Below are 15,233 nucleotides of genomic sequence, written 5' to 3'. Positions count from 1 at the left end.
GAATCGTCGCAATGAACCGTCATCCCGCGCGGGCAGAGGTCGAACCCGCGCCGCCCGCGACACGCCGTTCCGAGAGAAAATGCTTGACGGCCGATGTGGACGTTCGCTAGCTTGGCGTGCGGATCGCCACACGAAAGGAGGTTACCGATGATGATCACTCAGCTCAACGCCCAGGCCCTAGGCCTCGCCGCGCCAGCGCATTCCGCGCCGCGCCACGCGTTTTCGGTAGCCGCCGGCGACCGCTCCCGCACGGAGTCTTAGAACCTCGACGCCAGATCTCTGCCTCGTCTCAGGTCAGAGTCTCGTTCGTTCTGCCGCGCTCCATCCTCTGATCCGCTGTCAGGTCGAGGAACCCTTGCCGCTCTCGGCTCCGTCTTCCGCGGGCCCAGACGCCGCATCCGTCCGCATGCTCCGCGATCGGCTCTTCCATCGCGAGCGCACATCGGCGCACCCCACTCCACTCACTTCGAAGGAATCATCGTGAACTCGACGCTGCACCGCAGCCTCACCCGCCCGCCCGATACCGAGGACCAGCAGGTCCTCCACATCCCCCGCCCCGACGATCTGCGAAAGCTCGCTCTCACCGATCGTCTGTCCCTCCGGATCGGCCTCTGGCTGCTCCAGCGGGCGCAGCGTCCCCGGCCCATCCGCCGGAGCCTGCACACCGACCCCGGCCCGGAGTTCCGCCTCGGCGATCGTCACCGGACCCCGGCGGAGAGGTTCGCACTGCTCACCTACGACCTGCACCACCAGTTGCGCTGATCGGAGATCCGACCATGTCCATCCCCCTCACCGCAGCTGCCACGCTGCATCCGCTCGTGCTCCCGGCACGGGCGGATGCAGCGGACGCGGGCGAGTTCCGCGAACTCGCCCGCGTCCGCAACGTCGTCTACCGCGAGGTCACCGGCCGAGCCGAACAGGACCTGACGCCCGAGGCATTGCTGCCCTTGCTGCGGTCGCGCAAGGAGCGGACGACATACGTCTGGGCGGTGCGCCTCGGCGGAGACATCGTGGGGCGTGCCGTCGTGGACGTGCCGAACGAGGAGGGTTCGCGTGTCGTCATCGCTTCCGTCGAACTCCGGCCGTCCGTGTGGGGCCGCGGCATCGGTTCCGCGGTACTCCCCCATCTCGAGGCGGTCGCCCGCCGTCACGGCCGCTCGGTGATGCAGAACTGGACGGAGCAGCCACCGAGCGCAGGCCCCCGGCTGGAGGCGCCCACCGGATTCGGCAGCGTCCCCGAGGATCATGTCGCGCGGTTCCTGCGCCGGCATGGCTTCCATCTCGAGCAGGTCGCCCGGGTGAGCCACCTGGAGCTGTCGGCCGCGACGCTCCGACGTACGGGCCGACTGCTCGCGCAGGCGAAAGCGGAGTCCCGTGACTACCGCGTCGTGCAGTGGCGAGTGCCGACGCCTCAGGATCGCGCGGCTGGATACGCGTGGCTGAAGTCGCGCATGTCGACGGACGCGCCGAGCGCGGGACTCGAGACCGACGAGGAAGCCTGGGACGTCGCACGCCTCACCGACGCCGAGCGCCGGTCGGCCGAGATGGGGCGGACCGTGCTGGTGACGGCCGCAGAGCACATCACCTCCGGCGAGCTCAGCGCGTTCACCGAACTCGCGATCGGCCCTGACCCGCACGCGGTCTCGCATCAGGACGACACCCTCGTGCTCACGGAGCATCGCGGCCACCGCCTCGGTCTCCTGGTGAAGTGCGTCTCACTCCTCTCCTGGGCGGAGATGGTCCCCGAGTCCCCGCGCGTGGTCACCTACAACGCCGAGGAGAACCGCCCGATGCTCGCCATCAACGAAGCCCTCGGCTTCACCCCCACCGCCTACGAAGGCGCATGGAAGAAGGAACTGTCATGACGACGATCGCGATGACGATCACCCCTCTCACCGTCCCCGCGACGCTGGATGGCGACGATGCAGGAGACTTCCGTGCATTCGGCGAGCTCAACCGGCGTATCTGCGATGAAGCCGTCGGCCTCCCCGACCTGCCGCCCGACGCCGCGCAGATGCTCCCCGACTGGCAGGACGACACCGACTCGGTCAGCCTCGGATTCGTCGCCCGCTTCGAGGACGAGATCGCGGGAATGGTGACGATCGCGTTCGCTCAGGAGAAGGACGCGCACGCGGCGGAGATCGATCTGCTCGTACCGGCGGCGCAGTGGGGGCGCGGCGTCGAGGAGGCCCTGCTCGCTCGCGCTCAGGCCGAGGCCCGCGCGCGCGGACGTTCCGTACTTCAGCTCTGGACGCTCCACCGTCCGGGTGAGGCCGAGCGCATGCTGATGCCGCGCACGGGGTGGGGTCGAGTCCCGGCTACCCCCCTCACCGATCTCCTCGAGGCCGCGGGCTACGAACTCGAGCAGGTCGAACGCAACAGCGAGTTCGATCTGCGGGCTGATCCGACGCCCCTGCGCGACGCCCTCACCGCGGCGCAGGAGACGGCCGGACCGGACTATCGGCTCGTCGAGTGGATGCTGCCGACTCCGCCCGAACTGCGTGCCGGGTTCGCCGCTGTCCTGGCTCGACTGTCGACCGATGCACCCAGCGGTGACATGGACTTCGCCGCCGAGGAGTGGGACGCCGACCGTGTGGTCCGACGCGAAGGACGACTCACCGGCGCCGGCCAGGCCGTCTCGGTCGCCGCAGTGCAGCATGTGCCGACGGGAGATCTGGTGGCCTACAACGAACTGCTGATCGCTGCTGACCGTACCGGAGTCACCCACCAGTTCGGCACACTGGTGGCCAAGGATCACCGAGGACACCGACTCGGCATGATCGTCAAATGCGCCAACCTGCTTCGCTGGCGCGATCTGATGCCGCACTCGCCTGTGGTCTCGACCTTCAACGCGGAGGAGAACCGACCGATGCTCGACATCAACGAGGCGATCGGCTTCGCGCCGGTGTCGTACGCCGGGGCCTGGCAGAAGAAGCTCGGAGACTGAGTCGAAAGCCGGATGTCATTCTTCGGGATGATTCCGGTCCCACAGCCTCATCCGCCGGGCCGACGACATGGCGGCCCGAGGTGACGAGGCTGGGGATATGAACATCCCTCTGCTCGAAGCCCGTGCCCTCACGAAGAATTTCGGACCCACACGAGCCCTCGCGGGCGTCGACCTGACGGTCGTTCGTGGCGAGTCCGTCGCGATCATGGGCGCATCCGGCTCCGGCAAGACGACTCTGCTGCACGTGCTGGCCGGAATCGTCGCACCGGATTCGGGGACCGTCCTCTTCCGGCCCGCAGAGGGAGAACCTGTCGAAGTGACCGCGCTGAAAGAGGCGGCTCGCTCGCGTCTGCGTCGGGAACGCTTCGGATTCGTCTTCCAACAGGGACTGTTGATCCCCGAGCTGACCGCGGTCGAGAATGTCGCGCTGGCCTCCATGATCAACGGTGTGAAGCGTCAGAACGCTGTCCAGCACGCGGCATCCTGGCTGGCAGCGCTCGGCCTCGCCGGCATGGAGGATCGTCGGATCGGCGAACTCTCCGGTGGGCAGGCCCAGCGCGTCGCGATCGCACGAGCCCAGGCCACCGGTGCAGAGCTCGTCTTCGCGGATGAGCCGACGGGAGCGCTCGACTCGCGCACGTCGGCCGAGGTCATGGACGCCCTGCTCTGGTCCACGACAGGCCAAGGGCGCACCCTGGTCGTCGTGACCCACGATCCGGAGGTGGCGGCGCGGTGCACGCGCACCATCGCCGTCCGTGACGGCCGGATCGTCTCGTCGGCGGTGGCCGCATGAATGCCGACGTCCTCTCGCTGCTGCTTCGCCCTTCCCCGGGGCAGAACAGCGTTCTCGCCCTGCCCGTCACCGCATTCGGGATCGTGACCACCCTGGTGCTCAGCGTGATCGGCGGCGCCCAGTCCTTCTGGGGGTGGAGTGACCCGGAAGCCCCCATCTACCAGGCGCTCGCGGCCATCGCACTCGTCCTGCTGGTCGTCCCGCTGGTGTCACTCGGAGGTGCCGCCGCACGTCTTTCCGCGCGCCGCCGCGATGAACGCCTCTCCACGCTGCGACTGCTGGGCGTCTCCCCCGGGGGCGTCACGTTCGCGACGGTCGTCGAATCGGTCCTCGTCGCCGCTGTCGGCGCGCTCCTCGGAGTCGTCGGGCATCTCGCGCTCAGTCCCCTCATCGGACTGATCCCTTTTCGCGGTGAGTCGCTCGGTTTCGGGGCGGTGGTGCTGCCGCCACTCCACATCGTCGTGGTCTTCCTCGGTGTCCTCGTGCTCGCCGCCGCCAGCGCGACTCTCGGCCTTCGTCGAGTGGTGATCTCACCACTGGGCGTGCGCACGCGCTCGGCCCCCGCGAAGGTGCACTGGGTGCGCGTGATCGTCGCTGTCGGCGCTGTCGCGGTGGCCTTCGTGGTCATCAAGGCCTTCCCCTCGATCGGCGATCTCGTCACCACGATCATCGTTCTCGCCGGCATGTTCGGCGCCGTCCTCGCCGTGCTGAACGTTCTCGGCCCGTGGGTCCTGAAGGTCGCCGCCACCCGTCAGCTCCGCCGCGCCGCCGTGCCAGAGCGGCTCCTCGCCGCGCGCGTGGTGCTCGATTCTCCGAAAGCGGCGTGGCGACAGGTGGGCGGCATCGCGATGGCGAGCTTCATGGCCGTCTTCGCGGGCACCGGAGTCGCGGTCATGAACGTGATGAGCGCGGCCGACGCGTCCGCCGCAGATGTGGCTCTCATCGACGACATCCGCACCGGACTCATCATCACCCTCGTCGGCTCGTTCCTCATGGTCGCGGCATCCGTCGGGGTCAATCAGGCCTCGGACGTGCTGGACCAGCGAGAACTCCACCGCAGCCTCCATCACCTGGGCGTCCCCCTGGAAACCGTGGATCGCGCGCGACGTCGCGCGATCATGTCCCCGCTCCTGCTGACAGCGGTCGGATCCGCGCTCTGCGCAGGGGTCCTGGCCTTTCCGCTCGTGGGCATCGCGCTGATCACGGCGCCCCTCTCGCTCCTCACGATCGCGTCCGTCATCGCGATCGGCATCGGGGTCGTCTGGGCGAGTACCTGGGCCACGCGACCGCTGCTGGCCGGCGCGTTCCGCGTGGGGTGAGTCCTCCGTCGTCAGCGGAGACGTTGGCAGCGAGGACAGTAGTGCGACGAGCGATTCATGAACGCCTCGCGGCGGATGCTGCCGCCGCAGCGCGGACACGGTTGCCCGCCGCGGCCGTAAGCGTTGAGCGAGTGCGCGAAGTAGCCCGCCTGCCCGTTCACGTTCACGTACTGCGCATCGAAACTGGTTCCGCCCTCAGCGAGGGCCTTCGTCAGCACGGCGCGGACCTCCTCGAGGAGCCGGCGAACCGCCCGAGTCGAGAGATGTGCAGCCGGAGTCTCCGGATGGATGCGGGCCGCCCAGAGAGACTCGTCGGCGTAGATGTTGCCGATGCCGCTGACGATGGTCTGATCGAGAAGCACCCGTTTGATGGCGCTGCCGCGCACCGAGAGTGCACGTCGGAACCGATCATCGTCGAAGGTCTCATCCAGAGGGTCGCGAGCGATGTGCATGACCTGGCTCGGCACGAAAGAGGTGCCGTCGTCGATCAGACTGTCGACCGCGAGCGACCCGAACGTCCGCTGATCGGCGAACACGACCGCGAGTTCGCCGATCACCGGGTGCTCGATATGGAGGCGAATGCGTTCGTGGCGCTCGAGCACGGCGTCCGGGGCGCGGAGCAGCATCTGCCCACTCATCCCCAGGTGCGCGATCAACGCGGACTTCGCGCCGTCCAGCGGTAGCCAGAGGAACTTCCCCCGCCGCGACGCCGCCGTGAACTTCGAGCCCTCGAGGCGTCCGACGAAGTCGGCAGCACCCGCCGGATGCCGGGTGAGCGCGCGCTCGTCGTGCACCGTCACCGCGCTGATCAGCGACCCGACGACAGCAGGCGCGAGCCCCGCGCGGACGACCTCGACCTCGGGAAGCTCAGGCACGCTCGTCGAGCAGGCGCCAGGCGCTGAGCGCCGCAGCCATCTCGGCCGTCTTCTTGCTGCTTCCGGTGCCCGTCATACGGACGTCTCCGACGACCACCGTGGCTGTGAAGCGACGATCATGGTCGGGCCCACTCGCCTCGACGGAGTACTGCGGCGGAGTCGCTCCCGAACGGGCAGCGAGTTCCTGCAAGCTCGTCTTCGGGTCCATCGCCGCACCATAACGCTCAGGGTCGGCGAGCAGAGGCGCAGTGAGCCGCAGCACCAGCGCGGTCGCTGCCTCCGGCCCCACAGAGAGATAGGTGGCGCCGATCACGGCTTCCATCGTGTCCGCGAGGATCGAGTCTTTGTCGCGACCGCCGGTCTGCTCTTCGCCACGGCCGAGCAGAAGATGGCTGCCCAGATCGATCCCGCGAGCCACCTCGGCGAGGGCGACAGTGGACACGACGCTGGCGCGCCGCTTGGCCAACTCGCCCTCGTCCAGGTCGGGATGCGTGGTGAAGAGCATCACCGTCACCGCCTGGCCGAGCACCGAGTCGCCCAGGAACTCGAGTCGCTCGTTGTGCGGGATGCCCCCATGCTCGTAGGCATAGGAGCGATGAGTGAGAGCCAACTCCAGAAGCTCCGCGTCGATATCGACGCGGAGCTTCTCAGGGAGAGGTCTCGTCCCCCCGGGGACCTCTGTCACGGTCGTGAGAGACGACTCAGACGTCAGCGACCTTGCGGCCCTTGTACTCCATGTAGAGCTCGGTGCCCTGGGAGTCGGTGACGACCTTCGCCTGGTGAGGACGGCTGTAGACGGTCTTGCCGTTTTCTTCCGTCTTCACGAGGGTGATGGGCGCCGCCTTCCACTGCGCGCGACGCGAGCGGGTGTTGGAGCGGGATACTTTGCGCTTCGGGGGGTTACCAGCCATGGCTAACTCTCTTCTGTGTTCTCGGTCGCGCCGCGTTCTGCTGCGCGCCCTTGGTCTGTGATGTTCTGGAGCGCACTCCACCGAGGATCGATGGGAGCGGCCTGCTCCGTTCCGGTGCTCACGGTCAGCCGTTCGCCCGTACTCGGGTCGAGACCCGGGCAATCCGGCTGACACACCGGCTGAAACGGAAGCGACAATACGGCCGCATCCCTGACGAGAGTTTCAAGATCCACGTGGTCGTCTTGAACCTCGAAGTCAGTTTCTTCCTCACCAGGATACGCGAAAAGCTCCTGGAACTCGACTTCGACGGGCCGAGCGATCTCGGTGAGGCATCTTCCGCACACTCCGACGTACTCGGCATCGGCCGTACCCGACACCAGAATCCCCTCATGCACGGACTCCAGCCGCACATCGATGTCGATCTGTGATCCGGTTTCGAAGGTCACGATCCCCTCGCCCCAGGGCTCGGTCAGAGTCACGGTGAACTCGTGCTCGCGCATCTCGCCCGGGCGTCGAACGATGTCGCGGGCGGGGAGGTTGAAAGGGCCGTTCAGTCGAGATCGCACCCCGCAATCGTACCGGCTCTGCCTGCCACGAGGCCGAAAACTCCCTGTGGCGGCGTCGTCAGAGCCCTCGGGAGCCGGTGTCGAGGAACGCCGCGACCGCCGGAGGCACGAAGGGGGTCACATCGCCGCCGAGAGAAGCGACCTGCCGCACGAGGGAGCTCGACACCAGTGCGTGAGAGGGGTCGGGAAGAAGGAACACCGTCTCGATGTCGGCGAGATGCCGGTTGACGATGGCCATGGGAGATTCGTATGCGACATCGATCTGCGAACGGATGCCCTTCACCAGGACCCCCGCGCCGACATCCCTGGCGTAGTCGACCAGGAGCCCCATGCTCCAGGATCCGATGACGATCTTCCCGGCCATGCCGTCTTCCTCGATGGAACGCTCCAGGAGCGACAACCGCTGCGCGATCGGAAGCATCGCCTCCTTGCCGGGGTTGTGCACGACCAGCACGTGCAGCTCGTCGTACAGCTTCGCGGCACGTCGAATGACGTCGAGATGGCCCAATGTGGGCGGATCGAAAGAACCCGGCACGACGGCGATCCTGCTGCTCATCGCTCCAGCCTAGGGCACCGCCCTGTCGGCTCAGTTCTTCGCGAGCGCCGCGCGATCCTCGTCGCTCACGCGCCTGCCGATCGCCTCGCGCAAGTCGGGATGGGATGCGAGTTCCGAGTCGCCTGAGAGGATTCCCTCGGCGATCTCGCGCGCCAGGGCGATGAGCCCGGCGTCTTTGACCACCCGGAGCAGCTTCAAGGACGAGCGAACTCCCGCCTGGGCCGCGCCGAGCACGTCGCCTTCACCACGAAGTTCAAGATCGACCTCTGCGAGTGCGAAACCGTCAAGCGTCGCGGCCACTGCGTCGACACGGTCACGAGCCACAGAGCCCGTCTCGGCTTCGGTCACCAGAAGGCAGAGCCCTGGCACACCACCACGACCGACCCTTCCGCGCAACTGATGCAGTTGTGACACGCCGAACCTGTCGGCGTCGAGCACGATCATGGTGGAGGCGTTGGGGACGTCCACCCCGACCTCGATCACGGTCGTGGCGAGCAGCAGATCGATATCGCCGCGGGCGAAGGCCTGCATCACAGCGTCTTTCTCGTCGGAGGGCATCCGTCCGTGCAGGACGGCCCGTCGGAGGCCGCCGAGTGTCGGATGTGTACCGAGTGCTTCGTCGAGCTGCACAACACCCCACCGCGGCCCCGCCGCGCCCTCCGGAGCCACGACCGGCTGCTCGCCCGCTTCTGCGGTCTTCTTCGCGGTGTCGATCGCGGCACAGACCGCGAAGACCTGCCGCCCCTGCGCGATCTCCTCCGCCGCCCGATCCCACACCCGGTTGAACCACCCGGGATGCTCCGACAGGGGGGCGACGAAGGTCTCGATTCCCGCGCGACCCGCCGGCATGGTGCGGATCACCGAGGTATCGAGATCTCCGAACACCGTCATCGCCACCGTTCTCGGAATCGGCGTCGCCGTGAGGACCAGCGCATGCGGGCTGGATCCCTTGGCGCGCAGCGCCTCCCGCTGCTCGACGCCGAAACGGTGCTGCTCGTCGACGACCACGAGGCCGAGGTCGGCGAACGTCGTCTTCTCGCCGAGCAGTGCATGGGTGCCGACCACGATGAGCGACTGCCCGGAGGCGACGCGCAGAGCCGCCTTGCGGCGCTCGGCGGCAGGAAGCTGGCCCGTGAGCAGAGTCGGCATCACCAACGGGGCCAGCTCGGGTCCCAGCATCTTGGCGATCGAACGCAGATGCTGTCCTGCCAGCACCTCGGTCGGGGCGATCAAAGCGGCCTGCCCGCCGGTTTCCGCCACCTGCAGCATCGCCCGGAGCGCCACCAACGTCTTGCCCGAGCCGACCTCGCCCTGCACCAACCGATTCATCGGCCAGGCGCCGAGGAGGTCACGCGCCACCTCGTCACCCACCGTCTGCTGATCAGGGGTCAGCGCATAGGGCAGGGCCGCGTCGAATCGATCGAGGAGCCCACCGGGCTGCGCGGGACGGGCGGTCGCCGAGAGAGCTCGAACGGCGGCTCGCTGCTGAAGCAGCGCGGCCTGCAGCGTCAGCGCCTCGTGCATGCGCAGGGTTCGCACGGCCGGGTCGATGTCGTTGCGCGTCCGCGGGCGGTGGATGTACTCCAGCGCATCACGTGCCGAGAGCAGCTCCTCGTCGGCGCGCAGACTTTCCGGGAGCGGGTCGGGCACCGACGTGAGGGCGTCGAGCACGCGTCCGACGAACTTCGCGATCTGCCACGTCTGCAGGCTCGCGGTCGCCGGATAGATCGGGATGAGCACCGCCGCGCGGGCATCGGCACGCCGTCGCGCTGCGTCTTCGTCATCGAAGAGTTCGTATTCGGGATGAGCGAATTGCGTGACGTCGTTGAACATCCCGACCTTGCCGGAGAACACACCGCGGCGACCGACGGCGAGGTCCTTCGATCGCCACTCGGCCTGGCCGATGTTCTTGGCGAAGAAGGTCAACGACATCCGCCCGACGCCGTCACCGATGACGACATCGACCATCGCTCCGGGACGATTGCGCATGCGGCGGAAACTCGACGAGAGGACTTCGGCGACGATCGTCACGGTCTCGCCGACCGGAAGGTCGCGGATCGGGGTGAGCTCGCCAGGGTCGGCGTAGCGCCGGGGATAGTGGGAGACCAGATCAGCGACCGTCTTCATACCGAACGCACGATTCAGCGTCTTCGCCGGAGTCGCGCCCAGCGCTTCCTCGAGCGAAGAATCGAGCGTGAGGGACATGCTCCGAGTCTAGGGAACGCGACCGACACGGCCGACACCGCGGTTGTCGTATCGTGAACGGGTGACGAGGATCATCGCAGGCACCGCGAGGGGCGCCCGGCTCGAGGTTCCGAGCGCGGGAACGCGTCCGACCAGCGACCGTGTTCGCGAGTCGCTTTTCGGTGCACTGCAGGCAGCCGACGCCATCACTGATGCCCGCGTCTTGGACCTGTACGCCGGATCCGGCGCCCTCGGACTCGAGACCCTCAGCCGCGGCGCAGCCAGCTGTGACCTCGTCGAACGCGGGCGTCCTGCCGCCGCGATCATCCGACGCAACGCCGCGACGGTCGCGAAGGCGGGCGCAGCGGACACGGCGCGAATCCACGAGAGCTCCGTGCGTGCGTTTCTCGCGCGAGCGTCGGGCCCGTTCGATCTCGTCTTCTCCGACCCGCCTTACGACCTCGACGACGACGCGATGACCGAAGACCTGAGCGCACTCGCTCCGCTGCTCTCCGCCGACGCTCTCGTCGTCGTCGAACGCGCACGACGGTCCACACCGCCCGACTTCACGGCGGCAGGCCTGGTACTGATCCGCGAGAAGGCCTACGGCGACACCGCCCTCTGGTGGGCGGAACCGACGGAGTACCTCGTTGAGCCGCCTGCCGACGCTCAGCCCGCCGCCGAGTCCCAGTCGCGGTAGGGGTCCCAGCCAGAGGTGTCGACGGGCCGGTCATCGCACAGCAGGTCGTCATCGCCGAGCGGACGCACTTCGCCGATCACTCGGAATCCCGGAGGCAGCGCTCCCGCCGGGAATGTCGCCAACAGGGCGTGATCCTCCCCGCCGGCCATCGCACGCTCCGGATCGCTTCCCAGCCTCGCACCGTCGAGCGCAATGGTCACCGACGAGGCCGCCGCCATCCTTCGTGCGTCCAGCGCCAGTCCATCGGAGATGTCCATCATGGCCGTCGCCCCGGCAGCCGCGGCCACGGGGCCCAGTCCGATCGGCGGCGCAGGACGCAGCTGCGCGGCGACGGCGGAACGTTCACCCGAAGCGAGGCGCGAAGTGTCCACCGAGATCGGGGTGTCCCCCTCGCGGAACCGACCGAACAGCACGGCCAGCCCGTGGGCGGCGTCCCCGAGCTCCCCTGCCACCGCCACGACGTCTCCGGGACGCGCGCCGCTGCGCGTCACCGGCGGACGGCCTTCCAGATCACCGAGCGCCGTCACCGCCACCGTGAGGACATCGGAGACCGTCAGGTCTCCGCCGACCACCGCGCAGTCGGGCGCGAGCGCTGCACACGCCTCACGAAGACCGTCGGCCATTCGCTCGACGAAGGACAGGCGAAGATCGCGCGGTACGGCGAGGGCGACGAGCAGGGCCGTCGGGCGCGCTCCCATCGCGGCGATGTCCGCGAGGTTCACAGCCGCGGCCTTCCAGCCGAGGTCGTACCCGCTCGACCACGCGAGCCGGAAGTCCGGCCCGTGCACAAGAGTGTCCGTGGTCGCAACCACCGAACCGGAGGGTGCGGCGATCACGGCGGCATCGTCGCCGGGCCCGAGCAGCGTCTGGGCGCCCGGCGGAGTGCGGTCGAGGATCGCCTTGAGGATGCGTCCTTCGGAGAGGTCGCCCAGACGCGGGTCGTCGGCTTCGGGACGGGACGGCATGCTGTCAAAGGTAGCCTGGAAGCATGCTCCGTTCTCGTCGCCTCGCTGCCGTCGCGGGTGTGGTGGCAGTGGCCGCGGCTCTCGTCGGCTGCTCCACGACCGTGCACGTCGATCCGGCCATCGACGCCGACAACCCGGCCTGCGCCGATGTCTCGGTGCTGCTTCCCGACAGCGTCGGCGATTTCGATCGTGTCTGGACCGACGCGCAAGCGACGGGAGCCTGGGGCGAGCCGACGGTCGTCCTGCGCTGTGGTGTCGAGCCACCCGCGCCGTCCGAACTCGTGTGCACGACCCTCGGCGGCGTCGACTGGCTCGTCCTCGAGCAGGAGGAGAACCGTCAGCGTCTGGTCACCTACGGGCGTGAGCCGGCCGTGGAGGTCAACATCCGCCGCGGGGAGCAGGTCGACTTCCAATCGATCGTCGAGACGATCTCCACCAACATCCAGCCCGGACTCGCGCCCGCCACCGGCCAGTGCACCGACCGCGTCGAGTTCCCGGCCGGCTGAGCCGACGATCGACCCGAAGCGCGGTCTTCGGCGCTGTCAGCGGTGCAGACCGGCCTCGACGAGCTCGGTGATCAGATCTCCGTAGCTCAGACCCGACGCCACCCAGCACTTCGGGAACATCGAGATGGGCGTGAACCCCGGCATCGTGTTCAACTCGTTGACGATGAGATCACCGGCGGGAGTGACGAAGAAGTCGACCCGGGCGAGGCCCTTGCCGTCGACCGCTTCGAATGCCCGAACCGCCGTCTCGCGGAGGCGTTCGATCAGCTCGTCCTCGACCTCTGCCGGGCAGACGATGTCGACGCCCTCGCCCCCGAGATACTTGCCTTCGAAGTCGTAGAAATCGCGGGTTGTCAGGACGATCTCACCCGGCAGAGACGCCCTGGCGCGTTCGCCGCCACGACCGGCGAGCACGCCGACCTCGATCTCGCGCCCCTCGACTCGCGCTTCGACCAGAACCTTGTCGTCTTCCGCGAAGGCCAGTTCGAACGCGGCATCCAGCCCTTCGCCACGGTCGACGCGTGAGACGCCCACGCTGGAGCCGGCGCTGCTCGGCTTGACGAACACCACCGCCGCGAGTTCGGCGACCCTCTTACGGACACCTGCCGGATCGGCCCGCCAGTCGCTGCGCCGAACCGTGAACCCCGGCGAAACGGCGATGCCGGCGGAGGTGAGCGCGAGCTTGGTGAAGTGCTTGTCGAGTGAGATGGCCGAATCGAGGATGCCGCAGCCTGCGTACGGCATGTCGATGACCTCGAAGAACCCCTGGATCGCGCCGTCTTCACCATGCAGCCCGTGCAACAGGGGCAGCACGACGTCGATCACGCCGAGCCCCTCGACCGCACCGTCCGGGTGCACGACCCGCAGAGTGCGGTCTCCGCCGGGCTCCGGCCACATCACGCGGGTGCCGTTGTCGACGACCTCCGGCAGGTGGGCCGCGTCGAGAGGGAATTTGGCCGGGTCGTCCTCCTCGAGGACGAACGCCCCCTCACGGGTGATCCCGACGGGGATGACGGCGTAACGAGCGCGGTCAATCGCGCCCAGCACGCCCCCCGCCGTTGCGGAACTGATCGAATGCTCGCTGGAGCGCCCGCCGAAGAGCACCACCACCGTCTGCTTGTCCATGGTTGGTCCTCTCACCCTGTGGGGTGTCGTCATCCGTCGTCAGATGAGGGGCGATATCGCGGGGATCCATCTTCCCGTCGAGCACCATCTTCACCTGTTCGACGATGGGCATGTGCACCTCGGATTCGCGAGCGAGCTGCAGCACGGGCGCCACGGAGGCGAGTCCCTCGGCGGTCTGCTGCATCTGCTTCACGACGTCCTGGAAACTGTAACCCTGTCCGAGCAGACGGCCGGCGGTGTTGTTGCGGCTCAGCGGCGACTGGCAGGTGGCGATGAGGTCGCCGAGCCCTGCGAGCCCCTGCAGCGTCTCGGGCTGGGCCCCGTTCGCGACGGCGAAGTCGGTCATCTCCACGAGCCCCCGGGTGATGATCGACGCCTTCGTGTTCTCGCCGTAGCCGACACCGTCGACGATGCCGATGGCGACCGCGATGAGATTCTTCAGCACGCCACCGAATTCGGTGCCGATGACGTCCGTGTTCACGAAAGTCCGGAAATAGCTGTTGCGTGCGGCGCGAGCCACCACGTCGGCCGTCTCTTGACTGCGGGAGGAGATGACCGCTGCCGTGGGCTGCTCCCGCGCGATCTCGAGCGCCAGGTTCGGCCCGGATGCCACGGCGATGCGATCGGGGTCGCAGCGCAGCTCCTGCTGGATGACCTGACTCATTCGCAGTCCGGTCCCGCGCTCCACGCCCTTCATCAGGCTCACGATCTTCGAATCGCTGTCGGCCAGCAGCGGGCGCAATGCCTTGAGGTTCTCTCGCAGCGACTGGCTCGGCACGGAGAGGTACACCTGCTCGGCTCCGCGGAGCGACGTCGCGAGCTCGTGCGTCGCGGCCATGGTGCGCGGAAGATTGATGCCCGGGAGGTAGCGGGAATTCCGCTTGGCCTCGTCGATCTCATGCGCGAGCTCGGCCCGGCGCGCCCACATGGTCACCTGTGCGCCGCCGTCGGCGAGAATCTTGCCGAACGTCGTGCCCCAGCTGCCCGCACCGATGACCGTCACCCGCGGCCCGACCGGAGCGTTTCTCTTAGGAGTCAAGGCGACCGGTCTCCTTCTGGCCGTGGCTCGACGGGTTCCAGCGCTCGACGGGTGCCTTCTCGTCGCGCAGCTGCTCGAGCAACTGCGTGATCGCCGCCATCAGACGTGCCGTGGCCTCGTTGAGCGCAGCAGGTTCCGTCGCCCGAGACCGCAGGTCGGAGACGTCGACCGGGTCGCCGATCAGCACGCGAACCGGCTTGCGCAGCGGCCACAGGCTGAGGCCCTTCTGGTAGCGCCCCATGATCTCCTGGGTACCCCACTGCGCCATCGGGATCAGCGGGATGCCGTCCGCCAGGGCGAGCCTGGCCGCTCCGGACTTGCCCCGCATGGGCCAGAGTTCGGGATCACGAGTGAGGGTCCCTTCCGGATAGACGATCACACCGCGCTCGTGCTCGACGAGCTCCTCCGACTGCTTCATCGTCTGCTTGGCGGAAGCCGCGGACGATGTGCGGGCCACGGGGATCATCCCGGTTCGGCGCAAGCACCAGCCGAGCACCGGGATCCGGAACAGACTCTCCTTCGCCAGGAAGCGCGGCGCACGGCCGGACCGCCACACGGCGACCGCCACGATCAGCGGATCGAACTCCGAGTAGTGATTCGGCGCCAGGATGAACGCGCCCTCCCGAGGCAGCTTCTCGGCACCGCTGACACGGATCTTGGCGATCAGGGAGACCAGCGGTACGACGACGGCGGCCAACGGCCAGAAAATGCTCGGTCGAGACTTCTCCGGTGACCTGGCACCCATCG

The 15,233-nt window shown here is 68.0% G+C and carries 17 protein-coding genes; 7 read left to right on the top strand and 10 right to left on the bottom strand.

Features of this window, described 5'->3' with window-relative positions:
- Positions 1-480 precede the first annotated feature (480 nt).
- The 5 genes from D7252_RS13325 to D7252_RS13305 all read left to right on the top strand — a co-directional run bounded on the left by D7252_RS13325 (position 481) and on the right by D7252_RS13305 (position 5,059).
- Positions 481-762, top strand: a complete 282-nt coding sequence (locus tag D7252_RS13325; protein ID WP_120775828.1) for a hypothetical protein — start codon at positions 481-483, stop codon at positions 760-762.
- Positions 763-776: 14 nt separating this feature from the next.
- Positions 777-1,865, top strand: coding sequence for a GNAT family N-acetyltransferase (locus D7252_RS13320; RefSeq protein WP_120775827.1), 1,089 nt, complete (start codon positions 777-779; stop codon positions 1,863-1,865).
- Positions 1,862-2,947: a GNAT family N-acetyltransferase gene (locus D7252_RS13315; protein ID WP_120775826.1), complete on the top strand. Its 1,086-nt coding sequence runs from the start codon at positions 1,862-1,864 to the stop codon at positions 2,945-2,947. The genes D7252_RS13320 and D7252_RS13315 overlap by 4 nt, the downstream gene beginning before the upstream one ends.
- Positions 2,948-3,044: 97 nt before the next feature.
- Positions 3,045-3,740: an ABC transporter ATP-binding protein gene (locus D7252_RS13310; protein ID WP_120775825.1), complete on the top strand. Its 696-nt coding sequence runs from the start codon at positions 3,045-3,047 to the stop codon at positions 3,738-3,740.
- The gene (locus D7252_RS13305) at positions 3,737-5,059 is read left to right on the top strand and encodes an FtsX-like permease family protein (protein WP_120775824.1); all 1,323 of its coding nucleotides are present in this window, start codon (positions 3,737-3,739) and stop codon (positions 5,057-5,059) included. The genes D7252_RS13310 and D7252_RS13305 overlap by 4 nt, the downstream gene beginning before the upstream one ends.
- An 11-nt stretch (positions 5,060-5,070) precedes the next feature.
- Here the strand turns inward: D7252_RS13305 and mutM are convergent, their stop codons facing one another.
- The 6 genes from mutM to D7252_RS13275 all read right to left on the bottom strand — a co-directional run bounded on the left by mutM (position 5,071) and on the right by D7252_RS13275 (position 10,172).
- The gene (mutM, locus tag D7252_RS13300) at positions 5,071-5,934 is read right to left on the bottom strand and encodes a bifunctional DNA-formamidopyrimidine glycosylase/DNA-(apurinic or apyrimidinic site) lyase (RefSeq protein ID WP_120775823.1); all 864 of its coding nucleotides are present in this window, start codon (positions 5,932-5,934) and stop codon (positions 5,071-5,073) included.
- Positions 5,927-6,619 carry a ribonuclease III gene (rnc, locus tag D7252_RS13295; RefSeq protein WP_120775822.1) on the bottom strand — a complete coding sequence of 231 codons (693 nt, stop codon included), beginning with the start codon at positions 6,617-6,619 and terminating at the stop codon, positions 5,927-5,929. The genes mutM and rnc overlap by 8 nt, the downstream gene beginning before the upstream one ends.
- 16 nt (positions 6,620-6,635) lie before the next feature.
- Positions 6,636-6,845, bottom strand: coding sequence for a 50S ribosomal protein L32 (gene rpmF, locus D7252_RS13290; protein WP_120775821.1), 210 nt, complete (start codon positions 6,843-6,845; stop codon positions 6,636-6,638).
- 2 nt (positions 6,846-6,847) lie between these two features.
- Positions 6,848-7,399, bottom strand: a complete 552-nt coding sequence (locus D7252_RS13285; RefSeq protein ID WP_251051386.1) for a DUF177 domain-containing protein — start codon at positions 7,397-7,399, stop codon at positions 6,848-6,850.
- A 70-nt stretch (positions 7,400-7,469) separates the two neighbouring features.
- Positions 7,470-7,967 carry a pantetheine-phosphate adenylyltransferase gene (coaD, locus tag D7252_RS13280; protein ID WP_120775820.1) on the bottom strand — a complete coding sequence of 166 codons (498 nt, stop codon included), beginning with the start codon at positions 7,965-7,967 and terminating at the stop codon, positions 7,470-7,472.
- A 30-nt stretch (positions 7,968-7,997) separates the two neighbouring features.
- A complete protein-coding gene (locus D7252_RS13275) occupies positions 7,998-10,172 on the bottom strand; it encodes an ATP-dependent DNA helicase RecG (protein ID WP_120775819.1) in 2,175 nt (724 codons plus the stop codon).
- A 61-nt stretch (positions 10,173-10,233) separates the two neighbouring features.
- Between D7252_RS13275 and rsmD the strand changes: the two genes are divergently transcribed.
- The gene (rsmD, locus tag D7252_RS13270; RefSeq protein WP_120775818.1) at positions 10,234-10,851 is read left to right on the top strand and encodes a 16S rRNA (guanine(966)-N(2))-methyltransferase RsmD; all 618 of its coding nucleotides are present in this window, start codon (positions 10,234-10,236) and stop codon (positions 10,849-10,851) included.
- Here the strand turns inward: rsmD and thiL are convergent.
- Positions 10,821-11,816 (bottom strand): thiamine-phosphate kinase, encoded by a 996-nt coding sequence (thiL, locus tag D7252_RS13265; RefSeq protein ID WP_120775817.1) that lies wholly within the window; start codon positions 11,814-11,816, stop codon positions 10,821-10,823. The genes rsmD and thiL overlap by 31 nt on opposite strands.
- Before the next feature lie 23 nt (positions 11,817-11,839).
- On the opposite strand from thiL, the gene D7252_RS13260 reads away from it, so the two are divergent.
- The gene (locus tag D7252_RS13260; RefSeq protein WP_120775816.1) at positions 11,840-12,322 is read left to right on the top strand and encodes a DUF3515 domain-containing protein; all 483 of its coding nucleotides are present in this window, start codon (positions 11,840-11,842) and stop codon (positions 12,320-12,322) included.
- Between the two features lie 36 nt (positions 12,323-12,358).
- Here D7252_RS13260 and D7252_RS13255 read toward each other — a convergent pair whose 3' ends face one another.
- The 3 genes from D7252_RS13255 to D7252_RS13245 are packed head-to-tail and all read right to left on the bottom strand — an operon-like array spanning position 12,359 to position 15,231.
- Positions 12,359-13,447 carry a D-alanine--D-alanine ligase family protein gene (locus D7252_RS13255; RefSeq protein ID WP_120775815.1) on the bottom strand — a complete coding sequence of 363 codons (1,089 nt, stop codon included), beginning with the start codon at positions 13,445-13,447 and terminating at the stop codon, positions 12,359-12,361.
- Positions 13,353-14,486, bottom strand: coding sequence for an NAD(P)H-dependent glycerol-3-phosphate dehydrogenase (locus D7252_RS13250; RefSeq protein WP_120775814.1), 1,134 nt, complete (start codon positions 14,484-14,486; stop codon positions 13,353-13,355). Before D7252_RS13250 ends, D7252_RS13255 begins: the two co-directional genes overlap by 95 nt.
- Positions 14,476-15,231, bottom strand: coding sequence for a 1-acyl-sn-glycerol-3-phosphate acyltransferase (locus D7252_RS13245; RefSeq protein WP_120776966.1), 756 nt, complete (start codon positions 15,229-15,231; stop codon positions 14,476-14,478). Before D7252_RS13245 ends, D7252_RS13250 begins: the two co-directional genes overlap by 11 nt.
- Between the last annotated feature and the right edge of the window lie 2 nt (positions 15,232-15,233).

It is taken from the genome of Microbacterium sp. CGR2 (assembly GCF_003626735.1).
Lineage (GTDB): Bacteria > Actinomycetota > Actinomycetes > Actinomycetales > Microbacteriaceae > Microbacterium.
This window is presented reverse-complemented; position numbering and strand designations above follow the sequence as displayed.

What these genes read in the sequence shown, in the direction of transcription:
- D7252_RS13315 (WP_120775826.1), top strand. Translation starts at nt 1,862, where the DNA reads ATGACGACGATCGCGATGACGATCACCCCTCTCACCGTCCCCGCGACG.
- rpmF (WP_120775821.1), bottom strand. Translation starts at nt 6,845, where the DNA reads ATGGCTGGTAACCCCCCGAAGCGCAAAGTATCCCGCTCCAACACCCGC.
- D7252_RS13275 (WP_120775819.1), bottom strand. Translation starts at nt 10,172, where the DNA reads ATGTCCCTCACGCTCGATTCTTCGCTCGAGGAAGCGCTGGGCGCGACT.
- D7252_RS13255 (WP_120775815.1), bottom strand. Translation starts at nt 13,447, where the DNA reads ATGGACAAGCAGACGGTGGTGGTGCTCTTCGGCGGGCGCTCCAGCGAG.
- D7252_RS13310 (WP_120775825.1), top strand. Translation starts at nt 3,045, where the DNA reads ATGAACATCCCTCTGCTCGAAGCCCGTGCCCTCACGAAGAATTTCGGA.
- D7252_RS13245 (WP_120776966.1), bottom strand. Translation starts at nt 15,231, where the DNA reads ATGGGTGCCAGGTCACCGGAGAAGTCTCGACCGAGCATTTTCTGGCCG.
- thiL (WP_120775817.1), bottom strand. Translation starts at nt 11,816, where the DNA reads ATGCCGTCCCGTCCCGAAGCCGACGACCCGCGTCTGGGCGACCTCTCC.
- D7252_RS13260 (WP_120775816.1), top strand. Translation starts at nt 11,840, where the DNA reads ATGCTCCGTTCTCGTCGCCTCGCTGCCGTCGCGGGTGTGGTGGCAGTG.
- coaD (WP_120775820.1), bottom strand. Translation starts at nt 7,967, where the DNA reads ATGAGCAGCAGGATCGCCGTCGTGCCGGGTTCTTTCGATCCGCCCACA.
- D7252_RS13320 (WP_120775827.1), top strand. Translation starts at nt 777, where the DNA reads ATGTCCATCCCCCTCACCGCAGCTGCCACGCTGCATCCGCTCGTGCTC.
- D7252_RS13305 (WP_120775824.1), top strand. Translation starts at nt 3,737, where the DNA reads ATGAATGCCGACGTCCTCTCGCTGCTGCTTCGCCCTTCCCCGGGGCAG.